This is a genomic window from Alicyclobacillus sp. CIJ1 (genome assembly GCF_057538885.1).
The window spans coordinates 416,950-439,339 of the sequence record NZ_BAAJPH010000067.1 but is presented as its reverse complement, the minus strand read 5'-3'; the positions used below and the strand labels follow the sequence as shown (position 1 = coordinate 439,339).

Genomic DNA, 22,390 nt, shown 5'->3' with positions numbered 1-22,390 from the left:
GCTGGCTTGTGGCCTTCCAAAGCGAGTTGAACAGCATGGAGTTTAAAGTCGTTGTCGTACTTTTGTGTCACGTGGCTCACCTCGAATCGACTTATTCTTACATTCTCGATTCGCCGTGTCCACTGTTTTAACCTAACACCATACCGACTTCTTTTCAGCCGACTATACTGAGTTGATGCAAGCTCAACGCGATGCAGCTATTACCGTTGTTGTGGGAAATCCGCCGTGGCGAGCTGGGCAACGAGACGAAAATGAGGGAAATAAGAATTTGCGGTATGAACTACTCGACGAGAGAATTCAGAACTCCTACGCTGCCCGCACAACTGCTCAGAATAAAAATAGCCTCTATGACTCCTATATCCGAGCGATTCGTTGGGCAACAGACCGAGTAGGAAATCAGGGTGTGGTCGCGTTCGTAACCAATGCAGGCTGGATTGACGGCAACGCTATGGATGGGATGCGCAAGGAACTCGCGGACGAGTGTGCTGCGATTTATGTGGTGAATTTGCGAGGAAATCAACGGACGCAGGGTGAACTTTCAAGACGTGAAGGTGGAAAAATTTTTGGTTCTGGAAGTCGAGCTGCCGTATCCCTCGTTGTTCTGGTGAAAGACGAATCCCACACGGGTTCTGCAGAGATTTTCTATCACGACATTGGCGACTATCTGAGCCGTGAAGAGAAACTCGCGAAAGTCAAGGCGTTCGGAGATGTCCAAGGTGTCCCGTGGATTCGAATCATGCCTAATGAGGCTGGAGATTGGATTCATCAACGGTCAGATGAGTTCGCGTCACTTATGCCACTCGGAGGAGAACGAACACCGATTAGTGAGAATCAATTGTTCAGTATTCGCTCATCGGGTGTGAAGACGAATCGAGACGCATGGGTCTACAATTTTTCTCGCGAGGCAGTGGCGCGAAATATGGAGCGCATGATTGCCTATTACAACGAACAAGTTGACGTGTTAGCTCGTACAGGAGATGTGGACAGAAGCCCCAAAAACATCGCTTGGTCGGGGAAGTTGCTTGACGATGCACGTATGCAAAAGCGCCACAAGTTCGAAACTGAGAACATTCGACTATCGTTGTATCGACCGTTTGCAAAACGATGGCTCTATTTTGACCGAAGTTTTAATGAACGGGTCTACCAACAACCGCGCCTGTTTCCGCGCCCGGATGCAGAGAATCGGGTGATTATGGTTCAAGGGGTTGGAGGCGCTCGTACGTTTAGCTGTTTCATTACGGATACACTTCCGGATATACAAATGATGTCAAATGGACAGTGTTTTCCGTTGTATGTTTACCCTGTGGCCACCCCCAGTAGTGAAGAGGTTCAGATAAGCTACATGGACGGAAATAATAAACAAGTTCGAGCTCATGGAATCACAGACAATGCATTTAAGCAGTTTCAGCAGTTCTACAATGACTACAGTATTACCAAAGATGACCTGTTTTACTACGTCTATGGTGTTCTTCACTCTTCGGACTATAGAAAACGTTTCGCCATGGATTTGAAAAGGCAGTTGCCGCGGATTCCGTTCGCGTCAGACTTCTGGACGTTTAGTCGAGCGGGTCGCAAGCTTGCAGACCTGCACATTGGCTATGAGGCCGTCGAACCGTATCCGTTAAGAGAAATCGTGTCACCTAGTGCGCCAGAAGACCCTTGGGAGCGGTACCACGTGACCAAGATGACATTCAATAAGAATCGCACGGTTCTCACCGTGAATGAGTGGATTACGCTTCAAGGAATTCCACAAGAAGCGTTCGAATACCAAGTGAACGGACGCTCTCCAATAGAATGGGTTGTCGACCAGTACCGTGTCACAAAAGACAGTAAGAGCGGAATCGTGAACGACCCGAATGATTGGGCACGTGAGACTGCCCAAAATCCTCGATACATCATTGACCTCGCCAAACGCGCTGTTCGGGTTGCTGTCGAAACTGTGAAGATAGTTAAGAATCTGCCACCGTCACTTTGAATACATTACGCATCATACGTGTTGGGTGTGCCGTACATGGCACACCTTTTTTAATGACGTGTCCCGTCCTACGTCCCGCCGTTCAAGGCTATGGCTTGGGAAGTCGAGCTTCATGTAAGCGCTTGATTTTTGCTTCTAAGACCAGAGAAAAGCGGTAGGATACCTGGACTACGTAAGACACAGGTCATCACCCCAGAAGGCCTTCTAGAGGTCGAAAACGCAAAACGCGGGCCGAGACCATCTTTGTTCGCTACACTGTCCTGGCCATCCGCAGAATTGCTGCGTATAATGAAATCACGTGGTGATACTATGAATGCTGCCAAACGTCAAACGCTACGCGCCATCTTTCACGAGCCTGTCCGTTCCGACATCCGTTGGGACGCTATTGAATCCCTGTTGCGCGCATGTGGTGCAGAAATCACCGAAGGACGTGGCTCTAGAGTGCGCGTGGCCTTGAATGGACGCCGTGCCGTGTTGCATCGCCCTCATCCGACTCCTCTTGCTGACAAAGGCGCGGTAAAATCCGTTCGACGGTTTCTCATCGAAGCGGGGGTGTCGCCAGATGATGACGTATAAGGGCTACATGGCGCATGTCGAATACGATGACGAGGCCAAGGTCTTTCACGGGGAAGTCATCAACACCCGCGACGTGATTACGTTTCAAGGCCGCTCCGTCGACGAGTTGGAGCAGGCTTTCCGCGATTCCGTCGATGATTACCTCGACTTCTGCCGCGAACGGGGAGAGGAGCCTGAAAAGCCGTACTCTGGGCAGTTTGTCGTGCGCGTAAACCCCGACGTGCACCGAGACATCGCATTGGCCGCAAAGCGCGCGGGAAAGTCGATGAACGCTTGGATAGCCGAGTGCCTTGAACGCGACGCCAAGGCTGCGCTAGGAAGCTGACGAGGAATTAGCGGGGGAATTCATTGCCCCCGCCGCAACTCGCGCTCTAATTGACGTATGCGCAGCGATAGCACGATGTCCGTTGTCAACCATGCCACCGTCACTGCACCCCATGCCACAAGCAACTCGTCAAAGCTCATCATGCTGTGTTCACCTCGTCACGAGCGCCTTGCGCTATTTTTTATTCCGTCGGGAAACCCGACGCAATTCCCCGCGGGGACCCACGGGGGCCCGTGGGAATTCTACATTTCTCGACAAGCGCACATTCACGGAAACTTGTGACATCACGAGGACGTCCCGCGGATGTCCGATGGATGTCCAGCGCACGTCCGTCTCACGCCCATGGGGGGTGACGCAATTCACCGTCTCCTGTGCCTACCGGTGTGCCCACTCGCGTGCCTACCCCTGTGCCCACTTTCTGATACCCACGGAGACGATATGCACGCCACACGCCGCCAAATAGCGCATATTGCGGCATTTCACCGCAGCATGCCACATTTCGCCGCAAGGGTACTGCCACGGTCAGCGCTTTGACGTTGGTCGTCACGCTGCCTCCACCGGGAAGTGTCGAGTGATACTCACACCCGAAATCCCTTGTCGTATCGGGCTTTTCCGGGCAACTGTCGAGTAGTGTCGACTAAGTGTCGAGTAGCCGAAAAGTCCCGAGAAGCCTTGTGCCACAAGGGATTTCAGGCAACTGTCGAGTGTGTCGAGTGAAATTCGTACATAAACGTCTCCAATGACAAGGGGATGAGTTCAGTTCACTCCCCTGGGTGTAAGTTGAATTGACACCCTTGACGGTCTGACGGGCTAACTTCGACTTAGGTCGTCGCCCGACGGACCTTCCCACCACGGGAATTCTTTTTTTCGCGCGATTGATTCGATGGATTGCCTCGTCCCTCTCTGTGTGGTCAAGTCCGTCGTTTCAACCGACCTCCTTCGGAAAGGAGAGTTCACCGCTGCCTCGTGGAAGGGTGACACTCTATCCGAACCTCGAATCAACGAGCCCAGCATTGGACTCGTTACGATTCGACTCCCTCACATTTGAGGGCGTTACCGCAGCGCTGGCGTAACGAGCGGTTGCATCATCATCGAGCCTCGTAAGAACACCGTCAGGCCAACGTAAGAGCAATGTAAGACGTTTGTAAGAACGGCGTAAGTCACCACAACCACAGCCCTTTTGTTCACTTAAACTTCATCATCAACTCGTGGTACAGCTCGTCCATCGACATCTGCCTCTCCACGTGTTCCGCTGACGTCTCACCCTTTGGCGTTAAATCTGCACCATACAGGCCAACAGCGCGCAGAATGTGCACTGCCGCATCTTGTTGCAATTTCGCCCCCGCCTTGCCATCGAGGTTCTCTTCCAACACGTCGATGGCCTTCGCGACCAATTGCCGCAAACGCTCCACGTGGCTGCCCCACACTTCTTGCCGACGAGCATTCAGCGCCGCAATGAACTCGGGATTTCGATTCCGCCACTCCCACACCGTTTGACGAGCCACACCCACTGTTTCCGCCACTTCACGGTCACTCTTGCCACACAAGAGCAGGTCAATCGCGTTCTCCTGCTCCACACTCAATGGTCTGGTTTTGACTGCATTCGTCATGTTCACTCACTCCTTCCAGAGCCATCATGCGTTCCGCTTCGTTCAGCATTTGATAGAACCTGGACCTTGAAATGTACAACTCGTCGCAGATGTCCCGCCACGTGCGTCCATCGCGATAGAAGGCCGTCACCAAGTCCCGATACCGTGGCTCCAGGCAAGCAACCATGTCTTCGATGGCCTCAAGGTCCCGACAGCACTTGTGATACGCCAGCATGGCTTCATGCCACCTGTCCACCGTGTCCGCAAGAGCGTCCATCATCGAGACCACCCGCTCCGCCATCTTGTCCTGCACTCGTGTGGAAGCAGGAAGGCCGAGCAGCATCCGCTCGTATCGCTGCGTGATGCTGCTCATGATGCCGTCATCGGAGAGCTTGTCCTTCAGGTCGTGAATGCGCTCCTCGAGGCGCTTAATTCTCGCCTCCAATGTGGCCTTCCGCCTCTCCAGATAACTCCACTCCCGCAACTGGCTGCGCACCTCATCCACGGTCACGTGCAATTCCCCCTTGGGATAAATTGTACCAGTAGCGGGAGGCAGATGATAGGCGCTTCCCTTCATGCTCATGGCCGCTACCAAAAAGGAGAGAGACAGGGCTGAAGGATGAGGGAGAAAGCTGAAGCTATCGAAACCATGCTTCATCCCCGCGAATCCGCGCCACGACTGGCATTTCAGGTATTTCGCCTCCCGAACCTGAAGGAATGAAGGCACTATTGCACTCTTTATGGTCTGAAGACCCAATTTTTTTGGCCTTCACTCTTCTAAGAGTGGAGAAATGCCTTCAGTGCCTTCAGGATGTCCGAAAAACCGCATAACGACCCGGTTTTCCGGCTGAAGGATTCTGTGCGATGCCTTCAGGATGCCTTCAGTGCCTTCAGCCTCCCCCTCCCCTCCCCCCTACCATAGCGATAGTGGACAAAGAAGGAGGCGGGGGGGTCGGGGTATTATCCCTCCCCTCACCATAGCGGCCACAGAAAGAGGGCGACGGATTATCCCGCCCAGCTACGGTGTTGGTGTGTGGGGAGGAGGGTGACGCCGAGATATAGGTTACCACGTTCTGTGTGGTGGATTGCGATGTTCGCGATACTCTCAAGACGTTGCTTAAATCGTCGATTGGAAACAGGTTTTGCCCCGGTTTCCTCGCAGTATTCCCGATAGGCACTGTAGAGTGCGGACGCTGGAGCCTTCGCCGATGCATCGACGACGCACCGCTCGCCTACGAAGGCCGCAACGCTATCGACTTCCGTGCGATATTCGCGGAGTGCCTCTTGGACGCTCATAGGAAGTTCGAATCCCCCGCGAGCCTCTAAGCGTCTGAGCGCCTCCACTGCATGCCTTAGCAACCCCGAAAGCTCCCCCGGTGCTGTCAATTTGTCAATGAGTTGGGGGTCGGGGGTGCTGAAGCGCCGCTCAAAACGAATTATTATCCATCGCCTAAACCATGCGTCCGTTACATCCGCCGTCGCCGGAAGCTCATTCGCTGAAAACAGGAGTTTAGCGAATGGACGGAACTGGAATGGCGGCTGAAACTTGCGCTCCGCGTCAATCATGTCGCCAGAGACCAGCGCCTTAAAAACCCCGCTGTCCTCGACCGGAGCATGAGGAAGGTCTGCGCAAATGTTGGCTAGCTTAGCCTCTAACATGGCCCTCTTGTATCGATGCTGGCTCAAATCTTGGAGGGAGACCGACGCGATGTTCTGTTTCCCCAGCAGTGCCCTAACAACCTCCAGCCACGTGCTTTTGCCGTCCCCACCGCGCCCCACCAAGAGTAGTGCGCGCTGAAAGCGCGTGTGGGGGACTAGGCAGTATCCAACGTATTCGAGCAAGGTGTCGATTGCATCGTGGGCTACAACTGAGGGCAGAAAATCCTCAATAGCCGGGCAGCGCGCCGACGAATCCCAAGCCACGGGTATCTGTATGCGAGACAACCGCTCCGGTGTGTGGGGGAGTAAGTATTCACGCCGCCAGTCCAACAGCCCATTTGCCACGTTGATGAGGCCATCGTCAGGGTCCCATTGGACATCCTCTCGGTATGTCGCCCATTTTACGTACTCCAAAGTTTCGGTGACTCGGTGCGTACTATATTGGTCTCCAAGCAACTTATGGGCGGCCATACGCACTTTAGTTGTCCCGTTAGGTAGGTAGACCCCCGAATCGTAGGCATACAGCGTGTTCCCGTCGTATATGTACTGGCCTTGCGACAGGATGAACTCAGCTAATTTTGCGGGGGAGAAACGACCATCTACCCAGCATGCAGTGATGACCTGCGCTTGTTGGATTAGCGGCGACGGTTGCCAGTCCTTTGCCTCTTCTATCGCGGCCAGCAAGTCCTTCACCCCATGGCCTTGTGAGAGCCAATCCGTTACGTCCTGCTTTGCGCCAAGACCAGGCAACTCCACAATGCGGATGCGCCGTGCGTATCGGGAGAGGGCCAGCGCAACCTGCTCCATGTGGCGGCGTCCAACGTCATCGTTGTCGGGTACGAGCACAACATCAGCGCCGGAAAAGTAGCTGTTGTACCGCTCGTCCTGCGGCCACTTGCCCGCGCCGCCGGGGTTTGTGGTCGCCACAAAAGCACGCTGAGCTAACTCGTCGCAATCTTTTTCGCCTTCGACGATAATAACGGTCTCGCCGCGCTGAATGGCCTCCAAGACCTCAGGCAGACGATACGGATAGATGGGGTTGTCGCCCTTGCCCTTGCGCCAGCCTTGGCCGTCCCAATGCTCCCAAACGAATCGTTTGCCGCGACCGTTGCCGTAGCGCAGGATACGGTACTGTGGTACTCCGTGCTCGTCAGCGTAAACGTATTCCGCCGTAGGCTTGCCTCTGCGACGTTTGCCCCGAGGAAGCGGGGGAGCAGGGAGGCCAGCGCGACGCGCTAGCTCCCGAATGTCTCCTGACCCGCATCCTGCGTGACAGCGCCAACGACCCGTCATGACGTTGACACTGAGCGAAGGCCTGACGTCGTCGTGAAGCGGGCAGTGAGCAGAAATCCAGCCCTCCTTATTTGGGCGTCCATACGTCTTAAGATTTTGCAAAACCCATTGGAGAATATCGGTGTTTAGCATATAATGCTTCATGAGACTCACCTTAAATGGGTAGGACCAGCTGCCCGTTTTTTTGTATGTGCCAATACTTTTCAGCGAGAACAATCTGCTCGCCGTGACCAAGGTTGATTAATTTCCCATGTTTTTCGAAGTCAGTGATAGACGCAATGAGCGTTTGCCCTGTGTCCAACTCACGAACTTCGATGTACGCAACCCCCTCTCGCCTTAAATCCTCGAATATCTGGCGCTGGATAGCGTATCCTCCTACGCAGCGCAAATAGTGCGACGACCGACGAACTCGCTTCACAAATTTCCGGTCGGTTATTTCTCCAACCACCTTTTCTTTCCAAATCACGCGCTTGGATGATTTATCCACTCGAAATCGCCACCCTCCACCTTGATGGGCCATCCATCCAGCCCGAACAAGATTTCCTCAGGATAACCAAGTGCATCAGCAATCTTCCGACGAAGGGCTGGGTACGGCTTGCGCGCACCCCGTTCGACCTGTGATAACACCGTCGGGTGCACCCCGAGTCGGTCGGCGAGCGCGCGAGCTGTAACGCCAGATAGACGTCGAGCGAGTTCAATCCGAAACATCACAACACCTCCAAAAAGGCTTGCTTCACAATCTATTTTGGTCTATTGTCTGAAATAGCTCCATGGACTTCACCCGTCACTTCAACGTTACTTATGTAGGAGAGCGAAACATTATGGACATTTTCTTCTCCTCGGTGGTTCGACGTTACCGAACAGGCCTCGCCGGGGTATACCGACGCAACCGCTACAGCAGCGTGGAACGTATCGTGGTGATACCGTCACACTTACAAACCGATGAGAGTATGGCCGAGTACCTATTCAAGCGTGGGATACCGGTCACGGATACCGCAGTCTTGCCACTCTATTTGGAGCACATTGTCGAAGCAGTTCCGGATTCCACATCAACTAGATTTGACGTGTTCCAAGAAGAACTCGAAGAGACTGTAACGCGGAAGCGAGGTCAGACGATACGTAACCAGACCCTTAAGCGGAAGATTGACGAAGCCCGGATGGCCCTATTCTCGCTTGCAGATGAGTACAAGCATTCGCGAACGCAACAAAGGCTACAGAGGATGGCGGACTTCATCAGGAGATTCGGATTCCTGTCCGTCCCTCCGTCAGCGTTGCACGAGACCTATACAGAATTTTGGAACGAAGCTATTTTCATTTACTTGTTATGGCAACGCCTTGCACAAGCCAAGCGTCGAGACCTCGAAGCCATGCAACAGTGGATTACGTTCATTGGCGAAGAGGGAAAGCCAGAGCAAATCCATGGTGAATACTTGCTTGAATTTTTACCCTTCGCCTTTTCCGACGGAGTGGGCAATCCGAATGCGGTGAGCGGTCTCACATGTCGGGTTACAAGGTTACCGCAATCGAAAGAGGAGCACGCCAGGCTGTTTCAATCGGCTGCATTATATGCCATTGCGCATGCTATCGGATATGTTATCGCCCCTCCGCACAACACGTCGAAGCCGAGAGTTTTGGTTAGTGTTTCAAACCCACGTGTGCAATTCTCCACGCTCAAGCGAAACCCGGAAGATGACGTATTCGTTGAGTACGTGTTGCAGCCAGCAACATTGGCCCAAGCAATGATTTGCGACCTATTCAACAGATTGCAAGACCCATCGTTACGAGTTTGCGAAGTTTGTGGACGTCTCTTTCGTGTTATACCTGGATGGAGTCACACAAAAGCCCCGGAAGTCCTTGCGCAATGGGGAGACGAGCGACCTCGGATGCAAAGAACGTCCAACAAGTACTGTTCTGATGCTTGTGGAAGTCGCGCTCGAAAGCGTCGCTACGACGCACGACGAAGGGCAACCCGAAATGAGGAAATGCAACTGTAAGTCATGCAGCAGTAAGAAAAATCATGGCACGTCAACCATATCGGAATTCCGAAGGGTGCTTGACTTCTTCCAGGAGAATGAACCAAAATTGAGGCAAACAAATTGGTGAAGTCTTCTGTGGTTAACGTGAGGGGAGAAACATAAAAGGCGCGGAAAACCGCGCCGCAATGCCGGGAGCGGGACTCGAACCCGCACGGGGATACCCCCAGCAGATTTTAAGTCTGCTGCGTCTGCCTGTTCCGCCATCCCGACAGCTATCGAATGTGTCTCCATTATCCGACGCTCGGGCGAAATGCGCAAGTCCTGGTCAACGTCTGGGTCGCCCGTTGAAACGCCGAGGGCCGGAGGATTCGTCTTGCTTCTCCAACAGCGCGTGGAGGCGTTCGGCATGGAGCAGGAGTTCTTCCGCAGCTTCCATCTCCTGCTCGCTCTGGTCCCGCAGGGCCCGAAGCCCGTCTTCCAATTGTCCAACCGTTTGTTGCACTTTCGCCAACAGACTTGCCATAGAACGCGCCGATTCGGCCATCCGCTCCGACCATGTCCACAGATCGCGAGCCACCGTTCCCACCAAATTCTCATCGAGGCGATGGCGGCTGATCTCCACGCTCAACGTGACCGCCATCTTCCGCAAAGCGTTTGACGCGCTCGCAATCGCCTGACTGCTTTCCCGAACGGAGGCGGAGAGCGGAGAGAGACGCTCCCACAAGCCCCACAGATCTTGCAAAGCGGCTTCAGTCGTTCGGCGGCGCTCAAGCAGAGGCTCCAGGGCCAAAACGAAATCCCAGACGGCCGCGTCGAACGCCCGACGATCCATGGAGGGTTCCATGCCCATCCCGCCCTTTGGGCTCAAGTGTTTTCCTGTTCTGAATTCTTCACCTCGTTTTGACTTCCTTCTTCAACCCTTTGTCCGCTTCCAACCACTGCACGTTTGGCATTCGATCGTTCCTCCTGTTGTTGGAGCACCACGGCATCCAAACGCTTCAGCAGGCGCTCCAACTGCAGCAACTTACCTTCAATTCGGTGCAAATGACTCTGCATATCATCAATTTCTTGTTCAGCCTTATAGTTAATCGCGAAGTCGATGATGGCTTCGTGTTTGTCACGAGCAGCCTGTCGATTCTGACTCATCATGATGATGGGCGCTTGAAAGGCGGCCAAGAACGACAGGCAAAGGTTCAGGAGAATAAACGGAGGCGGATCGAAGTGAAATCTCCGCGTGCCAGGTACCGCGTTCCACACCATCCACGAAACGAGCAGTGTCGCAAAGATGATGATAAATGTCCAGCTTCCTCCAAATGCCGCGATGCGATCCGCCAACTTGTCAGACCACTTCGTCTTGCGCTGATACTCCTCGTCCAACATGGACAGGATGTTTTCTTCGTATAAGTTGACCAGCCGCGCGATGCGCTTGGCGTCGCCCTCATTAATCGGGATGTCGAAACCTTCCAAGTTGGCGTTGTCGTCGTCGTGATCCGTGTATACGTAGTAATACCGCTTGGCCATCCACCTCACCTCCATCGTTGAGAGCGGTTCATACGCTTCCAGAGCGCATAAACTGTCCGTTTGCCTTCCATATATTGATCAAGCTGCACGCGGTGGTACTGGTGGACCCATCGCTCCTTATGAGATTCCCAATGCCGCAAAGCATCCGGCTGTGCCTGCAGGCGCCTCGTCCACGCGATGGCGGCTCGGCTATATCGATTTCCCGACTTCGCAATCTGCAAATGCACCGCAGGCCACGAATCCTCCGCCTCGCGCACCCAAAGCAAACGCCCTTTGACCCCGGCATTTCCGCAGAATCGATACCCGCATTGCTCGAGCGCTTGCCACTCTTCCCTGTGCAAGACGGGTCTGCGTAGCAAGACCAAGACATCGATGGCGTCGTTCGCCATGGCGCCCTCGATCGCGGTCGTGCCGATGTGCCGGATCGAACAATACACGCGCCGATGAAACACGCGGGAGATCAACTCCCGCTCCCGTTCGAACGCCAAAAGGTGCCTCGTGCTGACTACCGTGAGCTCAACGGGCACGCGAACAGCGCCCGGCGCGCGAAACCCGAATTGACGACGGACGAGCGCAACGCCGAGCCACGATAGAAATGCGACAAACGAAGCCGTGATGAACGCCGCGGAGACCGTCTCGTTCTGCGTCGACAGCCACGTGACCCAGGCGTCGTACACGCTGTGCACGACCATGATCAGAAGAATGCGGCCCGTGAGAATGGCCATGAGCGCCAAGATCAAGCCCAAACTGCTAAACATGTACCACGCTTGAAGGCGTTCGTGGGTAAACTCGAGGATGTGGCCGCTTCCGAACGCCAGAGCACTCAGCAATAACGCGGTCACCAGCGCTGACATTCGGACGCTTGGCGTGTCCCACCACCGCCTTAATACAGCGCGGAAGAGCGCGATCACGGCAATCACGCAACTCCAACGCCACATCTCCTCGAGGCCAGCCACCACGCTCACCGCGTAGTCCACCCATGTCACATGGGACGTCACGTTGCTTTGATTGAACCTTAGCGCTGCGCTCGCAGCATCTGCGGTTAGCTCCAAACACCCCATGAATGCAAAGGGAGTCAAACCGTACAGGTAACACCGCGTGATCATGCGCGCAAGGGGGCGCCTGAGTAAAATGCGAGATCGCAGCGGATCCCATGTGCGGAACAGCGCGCGCCGAATGGAGGGGAGCAAGATCAACAAGCTCAGCACGCTGAGCCCGAGATACACCTCAGCGATCCACAGCACCTGGCCGCCGTCAAACAGATTGGCGAACGTTGCGAACGACGCAAAGAGGATGGCGTAACCCACCTGCCACCCACGCATCTCCGCGACCAAACGTTCGCACAACTCATATAGGCGAGTCACCCAGTCATCCTCCAGCCTCCCCCGCACCCGCGAGGGAGGTTCAACCAGTCTCCGCAACCCATTATACAAGAGCACGCCCTTGCATGTCGCCTGTCACGAGTTCCACTGATGCCTCGGTTTGAACGTCTCGCAACACGTTTCCCTGGACGATCGCGCGTAGCTCTTACGCTCCATAACGGCGAAGTCGCGGCCGAATTCCTCCCGGAATGATGCGTCGCCGCCCCGACCCACGGACACCGTGATGGATGGAGCCGCGCATTCGTCCCCTTCGTGCCAAAAGAGACAGTTCGCAACCGTACACTTTACATCGACCTTCATCTTGCGTTCCCTCCTTCAATTGACTTTCACGCTTAGTCTGGCGCGCATCCCGGACCCATCATCCGCACAGTGATTGACAAGCGATCCACAAGAAGCGATGCTTGACAGGCGTGACGCGGAGACGTCTGCAACCTTTCTCCTCAGAACGCTTGACATCTCGAGTGGAGGGTGTATAATAACCTCAACACCGAACTCCATACGATGGAAGTCTGGATCTTTGAAGCCGGTCGTTCGGCCTCAACGGGTCGGGCGGCTGGCTTTTTCGTTCAGCGTCAGCGCACGGGAGTTCGGAATCTAAAGCAAGTGCTTCTGGTAAGCACCATGGAGGAATTTCGGATGTACGAAGGTACGGTCAAGTGGTTCAACTCGGAGAAGGGCTACGGTTTCATTCAGGTGGAGAACGGGGACGACGTGTTCGTTCATTACAGCGCCATCCAAGGCCATGGCTTCAAGACGCTGGACGAAGGGCAACGCGTGACGTTCGACATCGTTGAAGGGCCCAAGGGTCCGCAGGCAGCGAATGTCGTGAAATATTAATCGGCCACTCAAAAGCCCATGTTGCGACATGGGCTTTTTTTGTGCCATCATTTAGGCGTTGGACAGCTGAATCGTCCCTCAAGGGACGAGAAGTGGGGAGAATGAGCCGATGATCACGATGTTGCTCGGCATTGTGGCCGGCATGATCGGCGTGTTAGAAACGTTGCTCGACGTGGTTTCCCAGCAGGGCTATACACCAACTGCCGACTGGCATGCGTACGGCGCCATCGCGGTGTCCGCGGTGGGCATCGTGGTTTCGCTGTTCGCTCGTCGTCACCCGAGGATCGCGGGTGTGCTCCTGTACGCGTGCGGGGTTCTTGGGTTTATCTTTGCGAAGTGGTCCTATATTCCACCGGGCATCGTGTTTTTCATCGCCGCGACCATCGCGCTCTTTTTTGATATGCGCGAACAGCCGTCGTGACATCAACTCTGATGGAAAACGGGCGGCTTCACCCAGCCGCCCGTTCCTTACCATCCCCAGGAAAACTGAACCTCGAGGCTGGATCCGTTCCCCATCGGGATGTCGATAGCCCATTGGTGATGGCCCTTTGGCCAAATCCACTGCGTCCAACCGGAAGTGTCGCCAGGAATCGAAATGGACCACGTAGTTTGGTTTTGCCACCCACTTCCGTTTCCCAAACCCCAGTTCTGGTCCGTTGGAAAGGGGAAACCTGATGCCCCTGGCCACGCACTGGATGGACCCGTGGAATTCGACCATCCGCCACTCGATCCCGGCCACGACGGAGACTCTGCTCCGGAATACGTGGTCGTTGTGAACGACTCCCCGTCTGACCCGATGGAAGATGGTGCGATGCGGACATTCCCGAAGGCGTCCACCATCGCGACCGGCTGAACCAGATTCGAAGACGCATCCAAAGGTTGCCCGTTCACGGTAGCGTCCGTGAATTGAACCGTGCCCGAATCTGCAAGAGGGTACAACCCGCCCCGCACCGTTGACGGATCCTCGCTGATCCATTCCGCGGATGTCCCTATCTTTTGCGCATACACGCTCGAGAGATTCACCGAGATACGCTTGGACAACGTTTGACCCGACGGCGTCACAGCCTGTAGGGTCAGCAGCCACATGGAACCGGTTTGCTGCTGAATGGCTGCCGAGATCTTCGATCCCACAGGGACCGTCATGACCGTGTTGGCCGCAGCAGGGAGCTTCTCCCAAAAAACTTGCACCTGTGTCTGGCCATTTTCGATTTGTTCCAGCGTCCCAATCTGCAACAGGTCTTCCGTCTGGACACCGCCCAAGCCTATCCACTGCGCCGCCATCGAGCCATCGCGGCCTGTGAGGCTGGGCACCGTCCATGCACCCGTGATGCTCGTGTACAGTTGCGATCCGGCCGGCGTATCGATGTAACCGCCCCAATTCTCCGATGTCTGCGTTCCCGCCGGCATGCTCGTCTCGCTGGTCAAAAACACGTCGCCAGCCTTTTCAGATGCGCCGTCGACCGCATGAACATGTGTCCAAGCCGCGCCGACGCCCCCCAACAACACGAGGGCCGCCATCCAGCGCCCACGGCGCGGCCGCCGAAAAGCGCGTTTTCTTGCCCCCATGGTACTCACATCCCCTTCGCGAAATCGTTCCTCCTTGGAGCCCTGTCATCTTCAGTCTAAGTCATCTTCCTCGAAAATTGCTAGAAGTGCGAGCCTCTCACCTCGGCGGATCACGAAGGTCTCCGTTGAACGTTAGAAGCGGTCAAAGAAGGATTCCAACCGTTTTTGTTGAAAACGTTTGATGATGTGAGGCCGCGGGAGGAGGAACGGAAGGTCATGAACTATCGTCTATTGTCCAATGGTATTCGAGTCTCCGAGATCACGTTTGGCTGCTGGGAACTGGGAGGCGGGCAATGGGAAAAGAAGGATGATCACGTGAATATTCGTGTGCTGCAGCGCGCCTATGAACTGGGCATTCAGTCGTTCGACACGGCCGAAGGATATGGACAAGGCCATTCTGAAGAAATCGTGGGGCAAGCACTCGAAGGCGTTCGCAAGGATTGCGTGATCGCCACGAAAGTTTCACCCGGTCATCTACGAAGGGACGACATCCTTCGTTCAGTCGAGCAAAGCCTGAAGCGCCTGCGGACGGACTACATCGACATCTATTATGTCCATTGGCCGAATCGCGACATTCCTCTGTCGGAAACGATGACCACCTTTGCCGAACTGCGAGATCAGGGCGTCATCCGCAGCGTCGCGGTGTCGAATTTCTCGCGGGAACTTCTTGAAGAAGCCATGAGCTACACGCGCGTGGACTGCATTCAGCCCGAATACAGTCTTTTGGAGCGGAGTATCGAAACCGACGTACTTCCCTACTGCCGCGAACACGGCATCGGCGTTCTCACCTACTCGTCCGTGGCAAAGGGAATCTTGACAGGAGCCTATCACTTCGGCGGCTTGAAGCTTTCGCCGAACGACTTTCGCCAAGGCCGCCGCCTGTTCAAGCCCGAGCACCTTGAAGCGGAGAAGCCCCTCGTGCAGTGCGTGAAGAAGATAGCTGATCGCCACGGCGTGAAGCCCGCAGAGGTGGCCATCGCCTGGATCCTCCACCAGCCCGGCATCACGAGCGCAATTGTCGGAACCCAAAGCATCGCGCACCTGGAGGAAAACGTGCGAGCGGTGGACCTCCACCTGAACGAAGATGATCTCCGCGAACTAGATGAAGTGAGCCGCAGCGTGTTGGCGCAAATCGACGGGTCGGCCCCGAACTCACGATAGGTGGCGGACGAGCCACAGCCAACCATACATGCTCGCCAAGACCGTCAACAGCGTTGGCCACGTGAAGGCAAGCCCCGCGCGCATAAACGCGGAGACCGTGATTCGCACGCCGCGGGACTCCAACACATGCAACCATAGCAACGTGGCGAGTGAACCGATGGGCGTCATCTTCGGGCCGAGATCGCACCCGACCACGTTTGCAAGCGCGAGCGCCACTTGGTCGGAGACGGGCAGTCCAGTATGCTGAATCGCCAAGAGCCCGAGCATCACGCTCGGGAGATTGTTCATCACGCAGGATAAGCACGCCGAGAGCACGCCCATAGCCATCACGCCCCAGAACAGGTTGGCGTGCGACGTCATCTGGACGAGGCGGGTCAACCAATCGGTCAGATGAGCGCGTTCCAGCCCATACACCACCAGATACATGCCCACGGAGAACACGACGATCGACCACGGCGCTTCTCGAAGGACGCGCCGTGGATCGGCCGTCCGCGTACGCCATCCGGCAATGAGAAACGCAATGGCGATAGCGCCCTCAACGGCGGACACCGGAATATGCGCAATCTCGCTCGCGACATAACCCGCCATCATGAAGCCGAGCATCCACCACGAAAATCGGAACATGGTCCTATCGCGGATGGCGCTAGACGGAGCAGGCAAAGCCCCGACGTCGTAGGATGCGGGAATCTCGCGGCGAAAGTAAAGATAGGTGACGCCAAGACTCGCCCCGAACGAGACGAGATCCGGCACAAGCATGCGAAGCGCATACCGCAAGAAGCCTAGGTGGTAGTAATCCGCAGAGATAATGTTGACGAGATTGCTGATGATGAGTGGAATGGAAGTCGAATCTGCGATGAAGCCGCCGGCGAGTAGAAACGGGATCATCTGCCGCGTGGAGAACCGCAGCCGTTTCATTTTCTCGAGCACGATGGGGGTGAGAATGAGCGCTGCTCCGTCATTCGAAAAGAACGCCGAAACCATGAAGCCAAGTGCCAAAATCAAGACGAATGCAAGCCGACCGCGCCCCCCGGCTCGATGCGCGAGGGTCAGTGCTGCCCACTCAAAGAATCCCGAAGCGTCGAGGACGCTGGATACCACGAGAATACCCACAAATGTGAGCGTGGCATCCCACACGATATTCCAGACAGTCCACACGTCGTGCAGCCGCACCACCCCGGCGGCGAGAGCCAAGAGCGCGCCGAGAAGCGCGCTCCAGCCCACGGGTAAACCTCGAGGGCGCCACACGACAAGGACCAAAGTGACGAGGAAGATCGCCAGCGCCATGAAAGCCACGTGTGTCCTTCATCTCCTCATCGAGCACCCTCGGGGCTTGGCGCGTGACCGTACGCTGGAACAGGGCCGCGGCTCGGCGCTGCCCACCGGCAAGCGTTCACAATCACCCGCTGGATGTTCGAGTCGTAATACGTGGGATACGTCTCATGTCCGGGTCTGAAGTAGAAGATTTTCCCTCGCCCTCTCCGAAATGTGACGCCCGAGCGGAATACATCCCCACCCGAAAACCACGATAAGAAGACGATCTCGTCGGGGACCGGAATGTCGAAGTGTTCCCCGTACGTTTCCTCCTTCGGGAGCTCGAAATACGGTGGAAGTCCTTCGGCAATGGGATGGGTGGGATCGATCACAAACAGCCGTTCCTTCTCATCTTCTTCCCGCCAGCGTAGGTCGCAGGTCGTGCCCATAAGGGTTCGAAACACCTTCGAAAAGTGTCCCGAGTGGAGGACAACGAGCCCCATGCCCGCATGAACGCGGCGTACGACGCGATCGACGACGGCGTCCTGCACCTCGTGATGCGCCACGTGGCCCCACCACACGAGCACATCGGTCTCGCTCAGCACAGCCTCGGTCAACCCATGGTCCTGCTCATCCAACGTCGCGGTGCGCACCTGCATCCCCGCGTCGGACAGCGGTTTCGCGATGGCTGCGTGAATGCCGTCCGGATACACCTTGCGAACGGCCTCATCCCGTTGTTCGTGGCGAAATTCGTTCCAGACCGTCACTCGGATGCTGTTCAACAGAAAGCCCTCCCTTGACCGATACCCTCCCCATGATACCGAAACCCTGATCTCGGGACAAAGCCACGAAGTCCCAGAATTCCCGCGAACCGGCCTGAAACCATCGAAGGGCAGCTGGGTAGAAACCCAACTGCCCTTTCATCTTCTTCGCGCCGTCACTCACTCGGTTTGGCGAACGACGCGATGAGGAACAAGATTCCAAACAAGAGGCACACGACCCCCCACCAGAGGTCGATGTTGGTGTGCAAACTCGGCGTGTGTGGATCGGCCACAGCGCCGTAAAGCCCGAGCACGACCCCATTCACGATGAACAGGACGCCAATCATGAACCGAAGATCCAAAAAGCGATTCATCTCATCATCTCCCCGGGATGGGATCACCAGAACGCGATATTCAGGCCCACCAGGATCACGAACACGATGGCCGCCAGGTAACCTGGGCGCTTGTACCACGGATACCCGCTGTAGTCAGGCCGCTTGCTGAGGCCATACACGAGACCTTCCAGCTCTTCGGGCTGCTTGCCCTTGGTCACCAGGCTCACCAGGACCGTCACGACGACCGTGATGACCCACGCCCACCATGCGCGCCAGAAGTTCCCTGCATCCGGACTCGAGAACATATGCGCTGGCAGGAAGAAGTACATGGCGAAGGCACCGACGATACCTGCGAGCAAACCCCAGAAACCACCCCAGGGCGTGGCCTTTTTCCAGAACATCCCCAGCAAGAACGTGCCGAACAACGGCGCGTTGAAGAAGGAGAACAGGGTCTGCATGTAGTCCATGACGCTCGGGAAGCCGGCCGCGAAGTACGCGGTGCCAATACTGATGATGACACCGACGATGACCGCCCAGCGCCCCATGTTCACGTAGTGCCTGTCCGGCGCGTCCTTCTTAATGTACGCTTGGTAAATGTCATACGTCCAAACGGTCGTAAACGCGGTGACATTGCCCGCCATGCCGCTCATGAAGCTCGCGAGCATGGCCGTCAATCCAAGCCCGAGCATGCCTGGCGGATAGTACTTGGCGATGAGCAGAGGCAGCGCCAGATTGTAGCTCATGTTCGGCGAATGGCCGATCTTCGGAAAGATGGCCAGCGCAATCAGTCCCGGGATGATCACCAAGATGGGAACAATCATTTTAAAGAACGCTGCGTAAATCGGCGTCAATTGAGCGGCGCGGAGATCCTTCGCCGCGAGCGTACGTTGAACGACGAGGAAGTCTGTCGTCCAGTACCCAAACGAGAGCACGAAGCCAAGGCCGAGGACGACGCCGAGCCAGCCGATTCCCATCGGGTTGTGCGAGGGCGAACCAAGATTTGCCCACAGATGCCCGAACCCCGCGGGCAACCGGGACATCATGCCTTGCCAACCGCCCAAATTGTGCAGGCCGATGAGCGGGATGGGCAGCAGGCCAGCCCAGATCAGGAAAAACTGCACGACCTCATTGAAGATGGAGGACGTCAGACCGCCGAGGGCGACGTAGATCAGGACCACGAGCGCCGACACGAGAATACTGGTGTCAAACGACCAGCCAATCAGGATCTGGAAGATCAACGCCATGGAGTACAGGCTGATGCCCGACGTCAACACAGTCATCACGGCGAACGCGATGGCATTGAGCGCGCGGGTCGCTTCGTTGTACCGCAGTTTCAGGAACTCCGGCACCGAGCGCACCTTGGACACGTAGTAAAACGGCATCATGTACAGACCGAGAAACAGCATGGCCGGGATCGCGCCGATCCAGTAAAAGTGAGTCGTGAGCATGCCGTATTCGGCGCCGCTCGCGGTCATGCCGAGAATCTCGAGCGCGCCGAGGTTGGCGGAGAGAAAGGCCAAGCCCGTGATCCAGGCCGGGATGGAACGGCCGGACAAAAAGAAATCCTCTCCAGTGCGAACGCGGTTACGAAGGACGAATCCGACGCCGAGGACGAAAGCGAAGTAGACCAGGATGATGATGTAGTCCACGGCGTTCGCGTGAAATAGCGCGTGCACCCGATGCACCTCCTAGAAATTAGATTTCGGCCGATAGCGATTTCAAGCCGTTTACATGCACTCGTGACCACATTCCATCGGCGGGCACGTACAAGGTCAGTATGCGCCCCGAGGAAGCGGCCCATGTGCGGCGGCGTCCATCGCCATCTGCAAGAAGACGTGTACAGCGCCGTTGCCATCGCGCGACCGCCTCCGAATATAGCAATTTGGACAAAGAAAGACAAGCGACGATGAGATGTTGACCACGTTTGAAAAGACGTGAAAGTGCGGCGAACCCTTTTTGGCGGACATGGCGCAAATCAAGATGGTTGACAGCACAAATGAAAAGAGGATCGGCATTCGCGCCGATCCTTGTGTACTTCCACCTTGGTTCAGGGCAACTGGTAGCCTGCCGCGAGGTAGATCTCGTACCACTCCTGCCGCGTGAGCTGAATGTCCGCCGCTTGGCACGACGCGCGCAGGCGATCCACGTTCATGGTACCGATGATGGGCTGCATCTTCGCCGGATGGCGCAGGAGCCACGCGATGGCGATGGTCACATTGGACACGCCGTATCGAGACGCGATCTCGTCCAGCTTCCGGTTCAATTCCGGAAACTTCGGATTGTCCAGGAAGACGCCTTCGAAGAAGCCGTAGAGGAACGGGGACCAAGGCTGAATCGTGATGTCGTGGATCCTGCAGTAATCGAGTACGCTCTCGTCGCGATCGACCGCCCACTCGTTCCCCATGTTCAGATTCATGCCCTGCGCGACCATCGTGGCATTGGTGATGCTGAGCTGCAACTGATTGGCCACAATAGGTTGGTGGACAAACTTTTTCAGCAGCTCGATTTGCATGGGTTTGTGGTTGGAGACGCCGAAGTAACGAACCTTGCCTTTCGTTTGCAGGATTTCAAACGCTTCCGCGACTTCTTCCGGTTCCACCAGCGCATCCGGCCGGTGCAACAGGAGCACGTCGAGGTAATCCGTGCGGAGGCGGCGGAGGCTGCCGTCGACGGCCTCCAGAATGTGTTCCTTCGAAAAGTCGTACATCCCTTTGCGGATGCCACACTTCGATTGCAAGATGACGCGCTCGCGCACGTCGTCGTTCATGTGAATGGCGTCGGCGAACCTCGATTCACACTCGCCTTCCCCATAGATGTCGGCGTGATCGAAGAAATTTGCGCCGAGTTCAAGCGCTGTCTGGAGATATCGCTCGGCTTCCGCTTGGCTGAGACGATGGATGCGCATACAGCCAATGCCGACAACGGGCACCTCCAGATGCGTGCAGCCAAGTTTCATCGTTCGCATGTAAACCATCCTCCTCCGTGACTTTCTCGTCGTGCGCCCTCGAGTTCACATCTCGCAGGGGCGGGCCTCCGCGAGGACGCCGCCCCAAGCAGCCTATCGCCCTGTGCCGCCCGAATAACTGAGCCTGCGAATGGCTTCCCCGGCTTGTCTCAGTTCGGGGATGGGGTCTTCGAAATTGCACTCGATGGAGATGGGACCCTGATAGCCGATCTCCCGGAGCACCGCAAACCATTCTCGGACGGGAAGCGAGCCGCTGCCCGGCCATTTCCGCTCTTCGTCCGCCACGTGCACGTAACCAATGCGCTCCCCTGCCTTGGTCAGCTCGCTCACGGGCTCGCCATTTTGCACGAGGTGGTAGAAATCGACGAGCAGGTCGACGCGGTCGTGAGCAAGCTCTTGCACAAACGACAGCGCGTCTTCCACCGTGTTGATGAGATTCGTCTCCGCACGATTGAAAAACTCGAAGTGCACCCTCATCCCGTGCGCAGCGGCGAGATCGCCCGCCATCCGCACCACTCGGGCCAACTGCGCGCGCGCCTCGTCCCGCGGAAATCCGTCCGGCACGCGGCGATTCTTGCCTGCCCCGAAGCCGACGTGTTGACCGCCGAGATCGGCCATTCGCGCAAAGGCGATGGCTAAATACTGCGCGATCTCGTCCATGTCCACGTCCGGGCCCACGATGGGCATGTCCGGCGGAAACAGACGGTTGAACGCGAGCAACGGCACCTGGTTGCGCAGCAATTCGTCGCGAATCGCCCGCCATTCGGCGTCCGGCATGCTCGGTTTGGTTACCTTCGCGTTCAACTCGGCGTAGTCAAACCCCGCTTCGCGGACAAAACGCAGCTCTCGAGGCCCCACGCAGCACCCTAGGAGCACGCCATTCCCTCCTCGCAAGCGCTTGCCTTGCGTTCAAATCCGACCCGGCACGCGCCAGTTTCACTTTGATCCTTCCACAGGGTACAATGATTTCAGGCGATCTCGCCCGACGGACGAAAGGAGATTCGCGTGATGAGCGACATTCAGTACGTGATCAGCGTCATTGTATACGAGGACGGCCACTGCGACGTCATGTGGGATTCCTCGGTGCCCATGGAACACTGCTATGAAGCGCTCAAGCAGGTCACCGATGATATGGCCGCCGCACTGGGTCCTAAGCCCCCGGCTCCGCAGAACCAAGGGGCCAAGATCCTGCGTCTAAAATGACGTGACAGCGCCCTG

The 22,390-nt window shown here is 56.2% G+C and carries 25 protein-coding genes and 1 tRNA gene; 8 read left to right on the top strand and 18 right to left on the bottom strand.

The window, feature by feature from the left end; all coding sequences use genetic code 11:
* Positions 1-175: 175 nt before the first annotated feature.
* From AC27E8_RS05560 to AC27E8_RS05550, 3 genes are all read left to right on the top strand, one after another.
* Complete coding sequence (locus AC27E8_RS05560; RefSeq protein ID WP_487098097.1) at positions 176-1,975, top strand: type ISP restriction/modification enzyme; 1,800 nt, start codon at positions 176-178, stop codon at positions 1,973-1,975.
* 288 nt (positions 1,976-2,263) lie between these two features.
* A complete protein-coding gene (locus tag AC27E8_RS05555; RefSeq protein WP_487111363.1) occupies positions 2,264-2,551 on the top strand; it encodes a type II toxin-antitoxin system HicA family toxin in 288 nt (95 codons plus the stop codon).
* A complete protein-coding gene (locus tag AC27E8_RS05550; protein ID WP_487098100.1) occupies positions 2,538-2,876 on the top strand; it encodes a type II toxin-antitoxin system HicB family antitoxin in 339 nt (112 codons plus the stop codon). The genes AC27E8_RS05555 and AC27E8_RS05550 overlap by 14 nt, the downstream gene beginning before the upstream one ends.
* Positions 2,877-2,896: 20 nt before the next feature.
* Here the strand turns inward: AC27E8_RS05550 and AC27E8_RS05545 are convergent, their stop codons facing one another.
* The 6 genes from AC27E8_RS05545 to AC27E8_RS05520 form a co-directional block, all read right to left on the bottom strand.
* Positions 2,897-3,019 (bottom strand): hypothetical protein, encoded by a 123-nt coding sequence (locus tag AC27E8_RS05545; RefSeq protein WP_487098101.1) that lies wholly within the window; start codon positions 3,017-3,019, stop codon positions 2,897-2,899.
* Between the two features lie 1,041 nt (positions 3,020-4,060).
* Positions 4,061-4,486 (bottom strand): phBC6A51 family helix-turn-helix protein, encoded by a 426-nt coding sequence (locus AC27E8_RS05540; protein ID WP_487098102.1) that lies wholly within the window; start codon positions 4,484-4,486, stop codon positions 4,061-4,063.
* A complete protein-coding gene (locus AC27E8_RS05535) occupies positions 4,431-4,976 on the bottom strand; it encodes a DUF1492 domain-containing protein (RefSeq protein ID WP_487098103.1) in 546 nt (181 codons plus the stop codon). The genes AC27E8_RS05540 and AC27E8_RS05535 overlap by 56 nt, the downstream gene beginning before the upstream one ends.
* Before the next feature lie 494 nt (positions 4,977-5,470).
* Positions 5,471-7,561, bottom strand: coding sequence for a phage/plasmid primase, P4 family (locus tag AC27E8_RS05530; protein WP_487111357.1), 2,091 nt, complete (start codon positions 7,559-7,561; stop codon positions 5,471-5,473).
* Between the two features lie 10 nt (positions 7,562-7,571).
* Complete coding sequence (locus tag AC27E8_RS05525) at positions 7,572-7,904, bottom strand: hypothetical protein (protein WP_487098106.1); 333 nt, start codon at positions 7,902-7,904, stop codon at positions 7,572-7,574.
* Positions 7,880-8,125 (bottom strand): helix-turn-helix domain-containing protein, encoded by a 246-nt coding sequence (locus AC27E8_RS05520; protein WP_487098107.1) that lies wholly within the window; start codon positions 8,123-8,125, stop codon positions 7,880-7,882. Before AC27E8_RS05520 ends, AC27E8_RS05525 begins: the two co-directional genes overlap by 25 nt.
* A gap of 113 nt (positions 8,126-8,238) precedes the next feature.
* On the opposite strand from AC27E8_RS05520, the gene AC27E8_RS05515 reads away from it, so the two are divergent.
* Complete coding sequence (locus tag AC27E8_RS05515; RefSeq protein WP_487098109.1) at positions 8,239-9,411, top strand: hypothetical protein; 1,173 nt, start codon at positions 8,239-8,241, stop codon at positions 9,409-9,411.
* Positions 9,412-9,579: 168 nt separating this feature from the next.
* On the opposite strand, the gene AC27E8_RS05510 is transcribed toward AC27E8_RS05515, so the two are convergent.
* From AC27E8_RS05510 to AC27E8_RS05490, 5 genes are all read right to left on the bottom strand, one after another.
* Positions 9,580-9,663, bottom strand: a tRNA-Leu gene (locus tag AC27E8_RS05510).
* Between the two features lie 55 nt (positions 9,664-9,718).
* Positions 9,719-10,237, bottom strand: a complete 519-nt coding sequence (locus AC27E8_RS05505) for a hypothetical protein (protein WP_487098110.1) — start codon at positions 10,235-10,237, stop codon at positions 9,719-9,721.
* Positions 10,238-10,257: 20 nt separating this feature from the next.
* Complete coding sequence (locus AC27E8_RS05500) at positions 10,258-10,914, bottom strand: DUF1003 domain-containing protein (RefSeq protein ID WP_014465062.1); 657 nt, start codon at positions 10,912-10,914, stop codon at positions 10,258-10,260.
* 5 nt (positions 10,915-10,919) lie between these two features.
* Positions 10,920-12,278 (bottom strand): GrpB family protein, encoded by a 1,359-nt coding sequence (locus tag AC27E8_RS05495; RefSeq protein ID WP_487098111.1) that lies wholly within the window; start codon positions 12,276-12,278, stop codon positions 10,920-10,922.
* A gap of 93 nt (positions 12,279-12,371) precedes the next feature.
* Positions 12,372-12,596: a DUF1540 domain-containing protein gene (locus AC27E8_RS05490; RefSeq protein WP_487098113.1), complete on the bottom strand. Its 225-nt coding sequence runs from the start codon at positions 12,594-12,596 to the stop codon at positions 12,372-12,374.
* A gap of 336 nt (positions 12,597-12,932) precedes the next feature.
* On the opposite strand from AC27E8_RS05490, the gene AC27E8_RS05485 reads away from it, so the two are divergent.
* Together AC27E8_RS05485 and AC27E8_RS05480 are read left to right on the top strand one after the other, a co-directional pair.
* Positions 12,933-13,133 (top strand): cold-shock protein, encoded by a 201-nt coding sequence (locus tag AC27E8_RS05485; RefSeq protein ID WP_008340254.1) that lies wholly within the window; start codon positions 12,933-12,935, stop codon positions 13,131-13,133.
* 109 nt (positions 13,134-13,242) lie between these two features.
* Positions 13,243-13,554, top strand: coding sequence for a hypothetical protein (locus AC27E8_RS05480; RefSeq protein ID WP_487098115.1), 312 nt, complete (start codon positions 13,243-13,245; stop codon positions 13,552-13,554).
* Between the two features lie 47 nt (positions 13,555-13,601).
* On the opposite strand, the gene AC27E8_RS05475 is transcribed toward AC27E8_RS05480, so the two are convergent.
* Complete coding sequence (locus AC27E8_RS05475; RefSeq protein WP_487098116.1) at positions 13,602-14,699, bottom strand: G1 family glutamic endopeptidase; 1,098 nt, start codon at positions 14,697-14,699, stop codon at positions 13,602-13,604.
* A gap of 216 nt (positions 14,700-14,915) precedes the next feature.
* Here AC27E8_RS05475 and AC27E8_RS05470 point away from each other — a divergent pair, with 216 nt between their 5' ends.
* Positions 14,916-15,860, top strand: a complete 945-nt coding sequence (locus AC27E8_RS05470) for an aldo/keto reductase (RefSeq protein ID WP_487098118.1) — start codon at positions 14,916-14,918, stop codon at positions 15,858-15,860.
* On the opposite strand, the gene AC27E8_RS05465 is transcribed toward AC27E8_RS05470, so the two are convergent.
* The 6 genes from AC27E8_RS05465 to AC27E8_RS05440 all read right to left on the bottom strand — a co-directional run bounded on the left by AC27E8_RS05465 (position 15,852) and on the right by AC27E8_RS05440 (position 22,048).
* Positions 15,852-17,153 carry an arsenic transporter gene (locus tag AC27E8_RS05465; RefSeq protein WP_487098120.1) on the bottom strand — a complete coding sequence of 434 codons (1,302 nt, stop codon included), beginning with the start codon at positions 17,151-17,153 and terminating at the stop codon, positions 15,852-15,854. The two genes, AC27E8_RS05470 and AC27E8_RS05465, sit on opposite strands and share 9 nt — an antisense overlap.
* Positions 17,154-17,170: 17 nt before the next feature.
* Positions 17,171-17,893 carry a ThuA domain-containing protein gene (locus tag AC27E8_RS05460; RefSeq protein WP_487098122.1) on the bottom strand — a complete coding sequence of 241 codons (723 nt, stop codon included), beginning with the start codon at positions 17,891-17,893 and terminating at the stop codon, positions 17,171-17,173.
* A gap of 155 nt (positions 17,894-18,048) precedes the next feature.
* Positions 18,049-18,246: a hypothetical protein gene (locus AC27E8_RS05455; RefSeq protein WP_487098123.1), complete on the bottom strand. Its 198-nt coding sequence runs from the start codon at positions 18,244-18,246 to the stop codon at positions 18,049-18,051.
* Positions 18,247-18,269: 23 nt separating this feature from the next.
* A complete protein-coding gene (locus AC27E8_RS05450) occupies positions 18,270-19,883 on the bottom strand; it encodes a sodium:solute symporter family protein (protein WP_487098125.1) in 1,614 nt (537 codons plus the stop codon).
* A 371-nt stretch (positions 19,884-20,254) separates the two neighbouring features.
* The gene (locus tag AC27E8_RS05445) at positions 20,255-21,172 is read right to left on the bottom strand and encodes an aldo/keto reductase (RefSeq protein WP_487098127.1); all 918 of its coding nucleotides are present in this window, start codon (positions 21,170-21,172) and stop codon (positions 20,255-20,257) included.
* A 93-nt stretch (positions 21,173-21,265) separates the two neighbouring features.
* Entirely contained in the window at positions 21,266-22,048 is a 783-nt protein-coding gene (locus AC27E8_RS05440; RefSeq protein WP_487098128.1) for a sugar phosphate isomerase/epimerase family protein, read from the bottom strand.
* Positions 22,049-22,180: 132 nt separating this feature from the next.
* Here AC27E8_RS05440 and AC27E8_RS05435 point away from each other — a divergent pair, with 132 nt between their 5' ends.
* Positions 22,181-22,375: a hypothetical protein gene (locus tag AC27E8_RS05435; RefSeq protein ID WP_008340244.1), complete on the top strand. Its 195-nt coding sequence runs from the start codon at positions 22,181-22,183 to the stop codon at positions 22,373-22,375.
* Positions 22,376-22,390: the final 15 nt, after the last annotated feature.